Raw genomic sequence first — 12,985 nt, 5'->3', positions numbered from 1 at the left:
CCGGACGGTCCCGGCCGACAATGCCGGTGAGCCGATGATCCGACGAGCGGTAGGCGGAGCGACCGGACGGCTACAGGGCCTCCAGCCGGTCGACGAGCGCCCGCAGGACGTCCGGCGGGACGGTCGGGGCCGGGGGCTCGCCGATCGGGTCGATCCAGGGCCAGAGACCGGCGCCGACCAGCTCCGCCGCCCGTTCCCGGTCGGCGGTGAGCGAGACCTGGTGGGCCTCCGACAGCCGGGCGGCGTACAGCCGTTGGAGCCGGCCGCGGAGCGGCTGGGCGTCGCCGTCCGGCGCCGTCCCCTGCCGCACGGTCCAGCGCCAGTCGGCGAGGCCGGGCTCGTGCGAGTCCATCAGCCGCGGCCGGCGGCGCAGGCCCACGTCCAGGGCCCCGGCGCCGGCCACGTAGCGGCCGGTGACCAGTGCGGCGACCCCGAGCAGGACCGCTCCGGCGACGGCCGCCGACCGGCCGCCGACCAGGGCGAGCAGCAGCTCGGCCAGGACGGCGACGACGGCCAGTTCGAGCAGGCTGTGCCGGACGGAGCCGGACCAGGCCGGCGTCCGGCCCTCCTCGGAGGTCCCGCCGGGGCGGCGGGCGGGGGCACTGCTCATCGGTGGCTCCGGGGCGCGGCGGTACGGTCGGGCGCGGGCCGCCCGGTCCGGTCGGACGCGGCGGGCTCCCCGGCCGCGGCGGGATCCCCGGCCGCGGACTGCTCCCCGGCCGCGGCCAGGCGGGCGGCGATGGCGTCCAGGGCGGCGCGGGCCCGGCGCACATGGCCGTCGTCCATCGGGTGGGAGGAGTACCGGGCCTCCCGGAACAGCTCGGTGAGCGCGTACGCGGGGGCCCGGTCGACCCGGTCGTCCGCCACCGCCCGCTCCAGCAGCTCCGCCGGGTTGTCGCTGACCCGCCGCTCCAGGCCGGAGGCGGCCAGCGAGCCCTCCATCGCGGCGTAGCAGGCGATCACGGCGGCCCGCGCGTCGGCACCGTGCAGCGAGCGCCGGCCGGTGGCGACGGCGGCCGCGAGCGCGTCCTCCCCGGGAACGCCGCCGATGACGACGCCGGGGAGCGCGCGCACCCGCCACGGGACGCGGTACCGCCTCAGCAGCATCCGGACGAGCGCCACGAGCAGGAGGACCGCGAGCACCACGACGAGCACGTACAGCAGCGGGGCGAGCAGATTGCCGTCATCGGCCGGCGGGCCGTCCTGCGGGGGTTCCGTCGGGGCCGCCTCCGGCGGGATCCCGGGCCTCCGTTCCTCGGGCCCGGCCGGTTCCCGCACCCGGCTGTGGAGCAGCAGCGCCAGCAGCGGGACCAGCGCGGCGGCACCGGCCACCAGCAGCACGGCGGCCTCCCGCAGGCGTTCGGCCCGGGGCGTCGGCCCGGTCAGGGAGCGGACCTCCGCACGGAAGCGCGCCGCGAACCGTCCGACCAGCCCGGCCCAGCCGAGGGCGAGCAGCACCACGAGGCCGGTCGAGCCGACCACCGGGTCGCCGGGCGTCCCCAGGACGCCGCCGCCCGGGCGCAGCGCCGCGGCGGCGAGCAGCAGTCCGCCGCCGACCAGCAGCAGCGGAACCGTCCGACCGCCGGCGGCTCCCCCGCCCGTCGGGCGGGGCCGCAGCCTGTCCGGCGACACATCCTCGGTCATGCAACCCCCGGTCCCCGCGCACGCGTTCGAGCACGCGCGCGAAGCGTCGCACACCCACGGTCCCGCTGTCACCCCTGTTCCGGCGGGCGGGCCGCGGACCGCGGGCGCTACGGCAGGCCCAGCAGCCGGGCCACCGCGCCCGCCGTGCCGGGGCCGTCCGCGTGGACGGCGGTGATGCCCAGCGCCTCGGCCGGGCCGAGGTTCACGGCGCGGTCGTCGACGAAGACGCAGGCCTCGCCCGGCAGGCCGAGCCGCTCCAGGGTGAGCCGGTAGATGTCCGGGTCCGGCTTGGCCAGGCCCTCCTCGCCGCTGATCACCCGGACGTCGAAGAGGTCCCAGACCCCGGTGGCGGTGTACGGGTCGTAGGGGTCGAAGCCGTAGGAGTTGGAGAGCAGGGCGACGGCGAGGCCCGCCGCACGGGCGGCCCGCACCAGCTCCACCATCGCGGGGACGGCCCGCACCTCCGCGTGCGCCCGGCCCATCAGGTCGTCCGGGTCGACGCCGATCAGCGCGGCGGTACGGCGGTTCCACTCCCGCTGGGTGATCCGGCCCAGCTCCAGCTCCCCGTACAGCGCCCGCCCGGCCGGGTCGTCCACCAGGGCGCGCCGCCAGGTGTCCGGCGCGAGTCCGCTGCGCGCGCACCAGCCGCGCACGGCCTCTCCGAGCGGGGTGGTCAGCACGCCCGCGAAGTCGACGATCAGGCCCCGGTACGGCACCGTCCCCACCCCTTCCGGCCGTCCGGCCGCGGCCACCGCGCCGCCCCGCGGCGGCCGCTCGTTGTCAGTGGGGTGTGCCACGCTACACGGGCCGGGGCGAGCGGAAGGCGTCCACGGCGACCGCCACCGATCGCAGGAGTTCCGCCGTGCCCTCAGCAGCCGAGATGATCGCCCCGGACACCGTCGCCGGACTCGCCCGCTGCCTGGCCCGCGCCGGCCGCGGCACCGGCCGGGGCGCCGCCACGGAGGCCCTCGACCGGTGCGGCGCGGCGCTGGACGGACTCGGCTTCAGCGAACGCGTCGCCGCGGTCCGCGACGCCGTGCTCGCCGACCTCCCGTCCGACTACCCCGCGTTCGAGCGGGTGCTGCGGGCGGCCCTGGACGACGAGGAGTTCACCGGCTGGATGACCTTCCCCGTCGGCGAGGCCGTCGCCGTCCGCGGCCTGGACGCCTTCGAACCGGCGCTCGACCTGCTCGCCGCGCTCACCCCGCGGCTGACCTGCGAGAGCGCCGTCCGCCCGTTCCTCCGCGCCGACCAGGACCGCGCACTCGCCGTGGTCCGGCGGTGGACGGCCGACCCGGACCCGCACGTCCGCCGCCTCGCCAGCGAGGGCACCCGGCCGCGCCTGCCCTGGGCTCCGCGGCTCCCGGCCCTGATCGCCGACCCGGCGCCCGCCGTGCCGGTCCTCGACGCCCTTTACCGGGACACCTCGGAGTACGTCCGCCGCTCGGTCGCCAACCACCTCAACGACATCAGCCGCGACCACCCCGCCACCGCCGTCGGGACCGCCGCCCGCTGGCTCGCCGACCCGGCGCCGACCACCCTCCCGCTGGTCCGGCACGGCCTGCGCACCCTGGTCAAGGCCGGCCGCCCCGAGGCGCTCGCCCTGCTCGGCCACCGCCCCGACCTCCCCGTCACCGTCGAGGGACCGCACGTGCGCACCGCCGAGATCACGCTCGGCGAGGAGCTGGTGTTCGAGTACGCGGTGACCAACACCCACGACGAGAGCGCCGGCGTGGTCATCGACTACGTCGTCCACCACGTCAAGGCCAACGGCGGCCGCACGCCCAAGGTCTTCAAGCTCACCACCCGCTCGCTCGCCCCCGGCGAGACCTGGCGGGCCACCCGCCGGCACGCCGTGAAGCCGATCAGCACCCGGCGCTACCACCCGGGCGTGCACCTGCTGGAGCTCCAGGTCAACGGCCGCCGCCACGGCGAGGGTTCGTTCACCCTGCACCTGTGACGGGCCACCGCTCCGCGAGCGCCGCCAGGACGGCGTCCGCCAGTTCATCGGCGGACCGGCCGTCCCCGGCGTCGAACCGGACGGGCCCGAGGGGGTCCAGCTCGGCCGACATCAGCTCCTGGTAACGAACGCTGCGGGCCAGGAACTTGTCCATCAGGTACCGCCCGTCCTCACCCGCCTCCGCGTACCGCCCACCGCGCCGGATCCGCTCCCGGATCACCGCCTCGTCGGCCGCGAGCCACACCGCGGCGGTGCCGGGGCCGACCAGCCGCGCCATGTCGGCGGGCCGGAGCGCCGAGCCCTCCAGGACGAGGCCGGGCCCACCGCCGCCCGCCGACCGCTCGGCGACGATCTCCTCGATCCGGGGCCGCAGCCACGCGTAGTGGGCGAGCACCGAGGCGGTCAACTCCTCGACCGTGAGCGCGCGGTAGTGCTCGGCGACATGCAGCGGCACCTCCCACCCCGGCGCCGGCCACGGACGGCCCGGGTGCCGTGCCAGCGCGTCCGTCGACCGGCACTCGAAGCCGAGCCGCTCCGCCACCCGCCCGGCGACGGCCGACTTGCCGGTGTTCGACGTCCCCCCGATCAGCACCACCCGCAGCACCTCGTCCGCCACGCCGCCGACTCCCCTCATCCGTGAACCGTCCGCGGATCGAGACCGAACCTTGACCTCGAACGCCCCGTCCGGCGGCCTCGCCGCACCGCCAGGGGGCCCCTTCCCGGCCGCTCGTGACGGCGCCGCCGCTCCGCGACCCTACCCGCGGGGGACGCCGCCGGACCTCCCGCTTCCCCACCCGGAGCAGCCCGCACAGGCCGTTCGCGGCGGTCGGTGCGGAGGTGAACGCACGCCCCCGGACTCCTAGGATCGACGGTACCGAACCCCCGCCGGAAGGGCCGCCCTTGAACCGCTCCGTCCGCTCCACCGAGGACGTCCTCGCCCTGCTCGACGGGCTCTTCGCGCCCGCCGCCGACCGCTGGACCGACCGCGCCGCCGACTGGTGGGACGACTTCTACGCCGACCGCGCCTCGGGGCGGCCGTTCTTCGTCGACGCCCCGGACGAGAACCTCGTCGCCCACCTCGACCGCGGCCTGCTCGCCCCCGGCGCCCGGGTGCTGGACCTCGGCTGCGGGGCCGGGCGCAACGCCGTCCACCTCGCCTCGCGCGGCCACCAGGTGGACGCCGTCGACCTCTCCGCCACCGCCCTCGCCTGGGCGCGGGAGCGCGCGCAGGCGGCGGGCGCCGCACCGCGGTTCCACCACGGCGACATCTTCACCGTCGAACTCCCCCTTCCCCGGTACGACCTGGTCTACGACTCGGGCTGCCTGCACCACCTGCCGCCGCACCGCCGGATCAGCTACCTCGGGCTGCTGGAGCGCGTCCTGGCACCCGGCGGGCACTTCGGCCTCACCTGCTTCGCGGCCGGCGCGATGGGCTCCGAACTGCCCGACGCCGAGCTGTACCGCACCGGGCGGCTGGACGGCGGCCTCGCCTTCACCCCGGACGAACTCCGCTGGATCTTCGGCGACTTCACCGAGGTGGAGATCCGCCCGATGGTGCCGCAGGAGCCCGGCGCACCGCTGTTCGGCCTGCCCGTGCTGACCACCGCGCTGTTCCGCAGGCCGCCCATCGGGTGAGAGCCGCGCCGGCGCGGGGTAGGAGGACGGGCGGGGGTGGCCGGCCGTACCGGTCAGCGGGGCAGGCGACAAGAGGGGACGGGACGCGATGTCCGCCGACGCAACACCGTGGGACGCCGCCGTAGGGCGCGGACTGGCCTTCCTGCACGGTTCGTTGGGGCCCGGCGGGCTGCCGTCCGCCCGACCCGGCACCGACCCGGAGCTGCGTACGCCGCTCACCGGCGCCGCCGCCCGCCGGCACCTGCTCGTCACGCACGGGGTGGACCTCGGGTTCGACCCCGACCACGAGGGCCTCTCCGCCATGTACGGCCTCGCCCTGCTGCGGCCCGACGCCGAACGGCCCGAGGAGCGCGAGCTGGTGGCCGCGCTGGCCGGGCAGATCGGGAGGTACGGCCACGCGCGGCGGCCGCGGTACAGCATCTTCCCGGCCGGCGTGCCGTTCGCCGGCGACACCGGCAGCACCGCGCTCGCGCTGTCCGGGCTCGCCCGGCACGGCCTGATCGCGCCGGACCGGCAGGACGCGCTGGCCCGCGAGCTGCTGGACACCCAGATCGGCCCGGACAACGGCCCGGTACCGGCCTACTGGGAGGACTCCGACCGCACCTCCTCGCACGGCCGCCGCTACGACGCCGTCATCGCCGCCGACGTCCTGTTCGCGCTCCACCTCCCGGGCCCGGCGAGCCGGTTGCCGCACCCGGCGGCCGAGGCGACGGTCCGGTACGTCCAGCAGCACCTGGCCGGCCCGCGCACCGGCACCCGGTACTACGCCTCGCCCGAGGCCTTCCTGCACGCCGCCGCCCGGGCCTCCACCCTGGTGCCCGCGCTCGCCGCGCCGACCCGGCGGACGGTCGAGCACGGGACCACCCAGTTCGCCGACACCGCGCTCGAACTCGCGCTGCTGGTGCTCGCCGGCGAGTACACCGGCGCCGACGCGGACCTGCCCGGGCTGCGTCGACGCCTCGTCGACGCCCAGCTCCCGGACGGCTCCTGGCCCGCCGCCGGCCACCTCCGCTTCGGGCAGGCCCCGCTGTACTTCGGCTCGCCGCACCTCACCACGCTGTTCGCCGTCCGCGCCCTGCGCCCGGAGACCCCGTCGGCGCGCTGACCGCCGACCGGGCGGAGCGGACCCCGCCGGGGCGGGTCAGTCGGCGAGGCTGAAGTCGCCGCCGACGGGTGCGGCGATCGTGTCGGCGGCGACCAGGTCGGTGAAGGTCCGCACCGGGGCGCTGCTGTCGATCGTGCCGCCGTCGCCCAGCTGCCCGGAGCCGTTGGCCCCCCAGGAGTGGACCTCGCCGCCGGCCAGCAGGACGACGGTGTGCTCGCGACCGCCGGCCACCTGCCGCACCCCGGTCAGTCCCGGGACCGCCACCGGGGTGACCCGGAAGGTCGTGGTGCCGTCACCGAGTTGGCCCGAGGTGTTCTGCCCCCAGGAACTGAGGCGGTGGTCGCCCCCGGTGACGGCCAGGCTGTGGTGGCTGCCGGCCGCGATCCACGCGACGCCGCCGGACCAGCCGCCCCGGCTCCGGACCGGGGTGTAGCGGTTGATCGTGGTGTTGTCGCCGAGCTGGCCGGAGGCGTTGAGGCCCCAGGCCTTCACCGCGTACCCGCCGGCCACGGCGAGGCTGTGGTGGGCGCCCGCCGCGATCCGGGTGACCGCGTCCAGCCCGGCGACCCGGACCGGCGCGCTCCGGACGGTCGACGTCCCGTCGCCGAGCTGGCCGTTGGCGTTGTGGCCCCAGGCCCACACGGTGCCGTCCGCGCGCAGCGCCAGGCTGTGGTTGAGGCCGGCCGCGATCGCGATCACCTCGTCGAGGCGTCTGACCCGGGCCGGGACGCTGCTGTCGGCGGTGCCGCCGTTGCCGAGCTGCCCGTACGTGTTCTGGCCCCAGGCGAGCACGGTGCCGTCCTCGCACAGGGCCAGGCTGTGCGTGCCGCCGGCGGCGATCTCGGTGGCGTCGCCCAGGTTGACGACCCAGTCGGGCGCACCGCGCCCGGAGAGCGAGCCGTCGCCGAGCTGGCCGGAGGCGTTGGCGCCCCAGGACCGCACACTGCCGTCGCCCAGCAGCGCCAGCCCGTGCCCCGTGGCCGGGCCGGCCCCGCCCGCGGCGGTCCTGACCACGTCGACGCCGGTCAGGCCGAGCACGGTGGTGGCCCTGGTGTGCAGGGCCGCCCAGGAGCCGTCGCCCAGCTGACCGGCCCGGTTGTTGCCCCAGGCCTTGAGCCGCTTGTCCGCCACTTCGTCTCCCGGCATGTCGGTGCGCGGCCGCAGCCCCGCACTCACGGATGTCGGCGGGGGCATCGCCTCCCGCGCGTAGCCAAACGGGTACCCACGGTATTCGTTCGCCTACGGCGGGCCAAGGACCCGCCGACACACGGACAGGTGAAAGAAACCGGCCCGACCCGACCCTTCACGGCCCCGGCGGGGCGGCGCCGCCGTCCCGCAGCCGGCGCAGGAGCCCGTCCAGGTCGAGGCGGGTGCGCTCCCGGCCGGTCGGCACCAGGCTCTCGGTGCGGGCCAGGAAGGCGCGGACCCGGTCGGCCGGGGCGTGCAGGTCGACGCTGCCGTCCTCGCCGGTCAGGGTGATGAGGACGGACCCGGCCCGATCGCCGGCGCCGGGCCGGACGCGGACGCTGCCGAGGCCGGACCGCCCGCGCAGGCCGGCGGCGAGCAGCTCGCGGGCGAACACCCAGGTGATCGGCGTGGCGAGGTCGGTGTGGCTGTCCAGGAAGACGGCGTACGGGTCGGCGGTGCGGTAGCGCAGCCGGGCGGGGACGGCGAGGGTCAGGCCGGGGTGGACGACCACCCGGAGGTGGAACGCGACCGCGCAGCCCCCGTCGGCGGCGCGCTGGACGGGAACGCGCGGGATCTCCTTCGTCATGACCGCCCCCGGGCTCGCAGAATCGTTTCTTCACAACCGCCACGGGCGGCAAGGTCAGGGCTCACGGCAGGAACAACGAGCCACCTCCGATTCGGCAACCCGCGACGCCGGCCGATCACCCGCGCGACGCCGACCTCGTCGAGCGCACCGCCGGGACGGACCAATCCGGCGGGCGGCACACCGGGCCCCGGCCTAGGCTCCGGAACGGAACCACCCGGCGGCCTCGGAACGGAACCCCATGCACCCTGTCGTACGCGGCGCCGGAGCCCTGGGCCTGGCCGTGGCGCTGGTCGGCGGCCCCACCGCGTGCCGGAGCGGTTCCCCGGCGAGCTCCGCCAAGGTCGACCCGACCACCCCCGCGACCACCGCCGCCTCCGCACCGGCCACCACCGCGGCCTCCGCCGCGACCACCCCGGCCCTGCCCGCCGCGCTCACCGGCCAGCGGCTCGCCTGGCAGGCCTGCCCCGCGCCGTCCGCCGCCCAGGGCAGGGGCCCGGCCCCGGACGCGCCGTGGGAGTGCGCCACCCTGAAGGCCCCGCTGGACTACGCCGCGCCGAGCGGCCGGACCGTCGACCTCGCGCTGATCCGGATCCGGGCCGCCGGCGGCGGCGAGCCGAGGATCGGCTCACTGGTCTACAACTTCGGCGGCCCGGGCGCCTCCGGCGTGGTCACCCTGCCCGCCCTCGCCCAGGACTACGCCGACCTCAACACCCGCTACGACCTGGTCGGTTTCGACCCCCGCGGGGTGGGCGACAGCGCGGGCGTGCGCTGCCTGGACGACGCCGCCACCGACGCCTCGGCCACCGTCGACGGCTCGCCCGACGACACGGCCGAGGTACGGGCGCTCGGCGAGGCCGTCGCCGCCTACGCCGCCGCCTGCCAGGCCAACTCGGGCGGCGTCCTGCCGTACGTCGACACCGTCTCGGCCGCCCGCGACCTCGACCTGCTGCGCCAGGTCCTCGGGGACGACCGGCTGCACTACTTCGGCCTCTCCTACGGCACCGAACTCGGCGGCGTCTACGCCCACCTGTACCCGGGGAACGTCGGCCGCATGGTGATGGACGCGGTCGTCGACCCGACCCAGGACCCGGTGCAGACCGCGCTCGGCCAGGCCAAGGGCTTCCAGCTCGCCCTGGAGAACTTCATGACGGCCTGCGCCGAGCAGGCGGGCGCCGACTGCCCGACCGGATCGGGCGGCGCGCAGGGCACCGAGCGGATCGCCACCCTCCTGCGGGGCCTGGACGCCGCCCCGCTGCCCGCCGACGGCGGCCGCACGCTCACCCAGGACCTCGCCGTCACCGGCATCGCCGCCGCGCTCTACAGCGAGGCGAGCTGGAACGCCCTCGCCGTCGGCCTCCAGGAGGCGATGCAGGGCGGCACCGGCACCACCCTGCTCGCCCTCGCCGACGCCTACCTGGGCCGCGACGCGCAGGGCCGCTACAGCAACCTGTCCGCCGCCAACCGGGCCGTCACCTGCGTCGACGACCGGCAGCGCTACACGGAGGCCGAGGTGCGGGAGCAGCTTCCGGCCTTCCGCCAGGCCTCCCCGGTGTTCGGCGAGTTCGCCGCCTGGGGGCTGGCCGCCTGCACCGGCTGGCCGGTGGCCGGCCGGACCGACCACCCCGAGGTCGACGCCCCCGGCGCGGCGCCGATCATCGTCATCGGCAACACCGGCGACCCGGCCACCCCGTACGAGGGGGCCCGCGCGATGGCGCGGCAGCTCGGCCCCGGCGTCGGCGTCACCGTCACCCTGCGCGGTCAGGGCCACGGCGGCTACGACACCGGCAACGCCTGCCTCAAGCAGACCGTCGACCACTACCTGCTGGACGGCGTGGTGCCGCCCGACGGCACCACGTGCACGTAACAAGCCGTCACCAACCTCCCACCCCGGTCGGGGACTTCACAGCGCGACGCCCTACCGTGGGCCCCGGAAAGGGGACCACATGACCGCCAACCCACCACGGCTGCAGGGCAACCGCCGTCTCCTCGACCCCGCGCACCCGTTCACCGAACGGGTCGCCCGGCTGGTCCAGGACTGGGAGGACGACGGCCGGGCCGGCTACCGCCTGGTCGACGGACGGGCGCTGCTCGCCCTCTACTGCTGGCACCTGGACGCCGCCCGGCGCGGCACCGCCGACGGCGACCCGGCCACCACGGCGTACATCGCCGCGGCCTTCGCCGCCAACGGGGGCGCGGACGGCTGGGACGCGCTGCTGCGGGAACGGGCCGACTGCACCTGCCACGGCCAGAGCTGGCGGCTGGAGAACATCTCGATCTGCCTGGGCTGCCTGCGCTACGTCTGCTACCGGGTCGACGGCCCCTGCTGCCCGGACGCGCGCATCGTCGGCTGATCCCCGCCCGGCCCCCGGTCCGCACCGTCGACCGCCTCCCCCACCCGCTCCCCCGTCAGCAGACGGGCCAACAGCGCGGCGGGCCCCTCCGGCAGGGCGCCGTGGACGAGCTCGGTGCGGTGCACGAGCCGGGGTTCGCGGACCGGGACGGCCACCACGCCCGGCGCATCGGCCACGACCGCGGCGGGCAGCAGGGCCAGCCCGTGCCCGGCGGCCACCAGGGCGAGCAGCCCGCGGACGTCGGTTCCCAGGTAGCGGACGGTCGGCCGGTAGCCGTCGACGGCGGTGGCGGCGCGCAGCCGGGCCCCGGTCGGGGCGAGACCGGGGGCATCCAGCCAGCGGGCGGCGGACAGGTCGGCGAGCGCCTGCCCGCGGCGCCCGGCCAGCGGATGGCCGTCCGGCAGGGCGACGGCGAGCGGCTGCTCCGCGACGACGACGGTGACGAGCGGGCCCACGTCGGGCAGCGGGAGCGGATCGGAGGGGGCGGCCGGGCCGTCGACGAGCGCGAGGTCGACGGCGCCGGTGGCGACCTCGGCGGGCAGGGCGTCCTGGCCCAGCACCCGGACCGTCAGGTCCACCGCCGGAAACACCCGGCGCACCTCGGCGAGCGCGCGCCCCACTTCCGCCCCGAGCGCCAGCGGCGTGGCCCCGACGATGAGGCGGGCCCCGGGCGCACTGGACAGGCGCGCGATGTCGGCGCGCGCCGCGTCGATCCGCAGCAGCAGGCCGGAAGCGTGCTCCAGCAGCCGCGCGCCCGCCTCGGTCGGACCGACCGGACGGCGGTGCAGCACCGCCGCCCCGAGGTCCGCCTCCAGCGCGGCGATCTGCTGGGAGACCGCGGACTGGGTGTAACCGAGCACCCGGGCCGCCTCGGAGAACGAGCCCAGCCGGGCCACGGTCACGAAGGTGCGCAGCTGCTGCGGCTCCACGCACCATCACCTCCACTGATCGAGGGGTAAGGAATCATCGTTGGCGCTGATCCCGCGCCGCCGGTCAGGATAGCCGCATGACACATCCCGTTCCCCGCCTCGCCCTGGTCGCCGACCGCTCGGCCGCCGTCCGCTCGCACACCCGCGTCCCCGTCCTGCTGGACGCGCTCGCCGACCGCGACCACCTCGTCCTGGACGCCTACTGGATCCCCACCGAGGACGCCGCCGCCCCCGGCGCGCTGGACGGCTTCGACGCCGTCTGGCTGCTCCCCGGCAGCCCGTACCGCAGCGAGGACGGCGCGGTGGCCGCCGTCCGCACCGCCCGCGAGCGGCGGATCCCCTTCCTCGGCACCTGCGCCGGCTTCCAGCACACGGTGCTGGAGTACGCCCGCAACGTCTGCGGCATCGGCTCCGCCGCGCACGGCGAGAACCTGCGCGGGGAGAACCTGCCCGGCGAGAACCGGACCAGCAAGAACCCGCCCGGCGAGAACCGGCCCGGCGAGGCGGACCTGGTGATCGTCCCGCTCAGCTGCTCCCTGGTGGGGCACGAGGGAGCCGTGCGCCTGACGCCGGGCTCGCTGGCCGAACGCGTGCTCGGCGCGCCCCGCACGGTGGAGCGCTACCACTGCGCGTACGGGCTGAACGACGCCTACCTGGCGCGGCTGCGCGCGGGCGGCCTGCGGTTCAGCGGCGCGGACGACTCCGGGCAGCAGCGGATCCTGGAGCTGCCGACCGAGGTGCACCCGTTCTTCCTGGCCTCGCTGTTCCAGCCGGAGCTGGCCGGGGACGGCACCCGGGCCCACCCGATGATCCGCGCCTTCGCCACCGCGGCCACCCGCTCCGCGGCGGCGACCACCGGGGTCAGCGGCGGGCGGCGGTGAGCCGGTCCCACACCTCGGCGACGCGGGGCGCGAGCTCCTCCAGCGGGCCGCTGTTGTCGATCACCAGATCGGCGATCGCCAGCCGGTCGGCCCGGCTCGCCTGGGCGGCCATCCGGGCCCGGGCCTCCTCCTCGGTCATGCCGCGCAGCCGGACCAGCCGCTCGACCCGCACCTCGTCCGCCGCGTCGACCACGATCACCTGGTCGTAGAGCGGTCCGAGCCCGTTCTCGGCGAGCAGCGGGACGTCGTGCACCACCACCGCGTCCGGCGCGGCCGCCGCCTCCAGCTCGGCGGACCGCGCCCGGACCAGCGGGTGGACGATCGCGTTCAGCGCCCGCAGCCGCTCCGGGTCGGCGAAGACGATCCCGCCGAGCGCCGGCCGGTCCAGCGAGCCGTCCGCCGCGAGCACGCCCGCGCCGAACTCCTCGGCCACGGCCGCCAGGCCCGCCGTGCCGGGGGCGACCACCTCGCGGGCGATCACGTCGGAGTCCACGATCACCGCGCCGTGGGCCGCGAGCAGCCGCGACACCTCGCTCTTGCCCGCGCCGATGCCGCCCGTCAGTCCGATCTTCAGCATGGCGCCAGGCTACCGGCGGTCGTTGTCGGCCGACAGCAACAGGTGGGGGGGCCGCCAACGCCCCCCCCCACAGGGCCCCCCCCGGGCGGCGCGCCCCCCCGCCCCCGGGGCGCCGCCCCCCGCCCCGGG

The 12,985-nt window shown here is 77.0% G+C and carries 14 protein-coding genes; 6 read left to right on the top strand and 8 right to left on the bottom strand.

The window, feature by feature from the left end:
• Window positions 1–70: 70 nt before the first annotated feature.
• The 3 genes from ACFVFS_RS01900 to ACFVFS_RS01890 form a co-directional block, all read right to left on the bottom strand.
• Window positions 71–610 carry a hypothetical protein gene (locus tag ACFVFS_RS01900; RefSeq protein ID WP_380619006.1) on the bottom strand — a complete coding sequence of 180 codons (540 nt, stop codon included), beginning with the start codon at window positions 608–610 and terminating at the stop codon, window positions 71–73.
• The gene (locus ACFVFS_RS01895; RefSeq protein ID WP_380619004.1) at window positions 607–1,644 is read right to left on the bottom strand and encodes a DUF4129 domain-containing protein; all 1,038 of its coding nucleotides are present in this window, start codon (window positions 1,642–1,644) and stop codon (window positions 607–609) included. The genes ACFVFS_RS01900 and ACFVFS_RS01895 overlap by 4 nt, the downstream gene beginning before the upstream one ends.
• Window positions 1,645–1,751: 107 nt before the next feature.
• Window positions 1,752–2,360, bottom strand: coding sequence for an HAD-IA family hydrolase (locus ACFVFS_RS01890; protein WP_380619002.1), 609 nt, complete (start codon window positions 2,358–2,360; stop codon window positions 1,752–1,754).
• Window positions 2,361–2,506: 146 nt separating this feature from the next.
• Here ACFVFS_RS01890 and ACFVFS_RS01885 point away from each other — a divergent pair, with 146 nt between their 5' ends.
• Window positions 2,507–3,604 (top strand): DNA alkylation repair protein, encoded by a 1,098-nt coding sequence (locus ACFVFS_RS01885; protein WP_380619000.1) that lies wholly within the window; start codon window positions 2,507–2,509, stop codon window positions 3,602–3,604.
• Here ACFVFS_RS01885 and ACFVFS_RS01880 read toward each other — a convergent pair.
• Window positions 3,588–4,238 carry a hypothetical protein gene (locus ACFVFS_RS01880; RefSeq protein WP_380618998.1) on the bottom strand — a complete coding sequence of 217 codons (651 nt, stop codon included), beginning with the start codon at window positions 4,236–4,238 and terminating at the stop codon, window positions 3,588–3,590. The genes ACFVFS_RS01885 and ACFVFS_RS01880 overlap by 17 nt on opposite strands.
• 266 nt (window positions 4,239–4,504) lie before the next feature.
• On the opposite strand from ACFVFS_RS01880, the gene ACFVFS_RS01875 reads away from it, so the two are divergent.
• Both ACFVFS_RS01875 and ACFVFS_RS01870 read left to right on the top strand, forming a co-directional pair.
• The gene (locus ACFVFS_RS01875; RefSeq protein ID WP_380618996.1) at window positions 4,505–5,239 is read left to right on the top strand and encodes a class I SAM-dependent methyltransferase; all 735 of its coding nucleotides are present in this window, start codon (window positions 4,505–4,507) and stop codon (window positions 5,237–5,239) included.
• Window positions 5,240–5,327: 88 nt separating this feature from the next.
• On the top strand, window positions 5,328–6,344 hold the full coding sequence (locus ACFVFS_RS01870; protein ID WP_380618994.1) for a hypothetical protein: 1,017 nt from the start codon (window positions 5,328–5,330) through the stop codon (window positions 6,342–6,344).
• Window positions 6,345–6,380: 36 nt separating this feature from the next.
• Here the strand turns inward: ACFVFS_RS01870 and ACFVFS_RS01865 are convergent, their stop codons facing one another.
• Together ACFVFS_RS01865 and ACFVFS_RS01860 are read right to left on the bottom strand one after the other, a co-directional pair.
• Complete coding sequence (locus tag ACFVFS_RS01865) at window positions 6,381–7,475, bottom strand: RCC1 domain-containing protein (RefSeq protein ID WP_380618992.1); 1,095 nt, start codon at window positions 7,473–7,475, stop codon at window positions 6,381–6,383.
• A 172-nt stretch (window positions 7,476–7,647) separates the two neighbouring features.
• Window positions 7,648–8,118, bottom strand: a complete 471-nt coding sequence (locus ACFVFS_RS01860) for an SsgA family sporulation/cell division regulator (protein WP_380618990.1) — start codon at window positions 8,116–8,118, stop codon at window positions 7,648–7,650.
• Window positions 8,119–8,356: 238 nt separating this feature from the next.
• Here ACFVFS_RS01860 and ACFVFS_RS01855 point away from each other — a divergent pair, with 238 nt between their 5' ends.
• Both ACFVFS_RS01855 and ACFVFS_RS01850 read left to right on the top strand, forming a co-directional pair.
• Window positions 8,357–9,982: an alpha/beta hydrolase gene (locus ACFVFS_RS01855; protein WP_380618988.1), complete on the top strand. Its 1,626-nt coding sequence runs from the start codon at window positions 8,357–8,359 to the stop codon at window positions 9,980–9,982.
• A gap of 79 nt (window positions 9,983–10,061) precedes the next feature.
• Window positions 10,062–10,469 carry a hypothetical protein gene (locus ACFVFS_RS01850; RefSeq protein WP_380618986.1) on the top strand — a complete coding sequence of 136 codons (408 nt, stop codon included), beginning with the start codon at window positions 10,062–10,064 and terminating at the stop codon, window positions 10,467–10,469.
• On the opposite strand, the gene ACFVFS_RS01845 is transcribed toward ACFVFS_RS01850, so the two are convergent.
• Complete coding sequence (locus ACFVFS_RS01845) at window positions 10,421–11,398, bottom strand: LysR family transcriptional regulator (RefSeq protein ID WP_380618984.1); 978 nt, start codon at window positions 11,396–11,398, stop codon at window positions 10,421–10,423. The genes ACFVFS_RS01850 and ACFVFS_RS01845 overlap by 49 nt on opposite strands.
• Window positions 11,399–11,475: 77 nt before the next feature.
• Here ACFVFS_RS01845 and ACFVFS_RS01840 point away from each other — a divergent pair, with 77 nt between their 5' ends.
• Window positions 11,476–12,279, top strand: a complete 804-nt coding sequence (locus tag ACFVFS_RS01840) for a hypothetical protein (RefSeq protein WP_380618982.1) — start codon at window positions 11,476–11,478, stop codon at window positions 12,277–12,279.
• On the opposite strand, the gene coaE is transcribed toward ACFVFS_RS01840, so the two are convergent.
• Window positions 12,260–12,856, bottom strand: a complete 597-nt coding sequence (gene coaE / locus ACFVFS_RS01835) for a dephospho-CoA kinase (RefSeq protein WP_380618980.1) — start codon at window positions 12,854–12,856, stop codon at window positions 12,260–12,262. The genes ACFVFS_RS01840 and coaE overlap by 20 nt on opposite strands.
• Window positions 12,857–12,985: the final 129 nt, after the last annotated feature.

Origin of the sequence: Kitasatospora sp. NPDC057692 (genome assembly GCF_042799475.1) — a bacterium.
GTDB lineage: Bacteria > Actinomycetota > Actinomycetes > Streptomycetales > Streptomycetaceae > Kitasatospora.
Note: the sequence above shows the minus strand (reverse complement) of the source record. Positions and strands in the feature narration are given on the sequence as shown.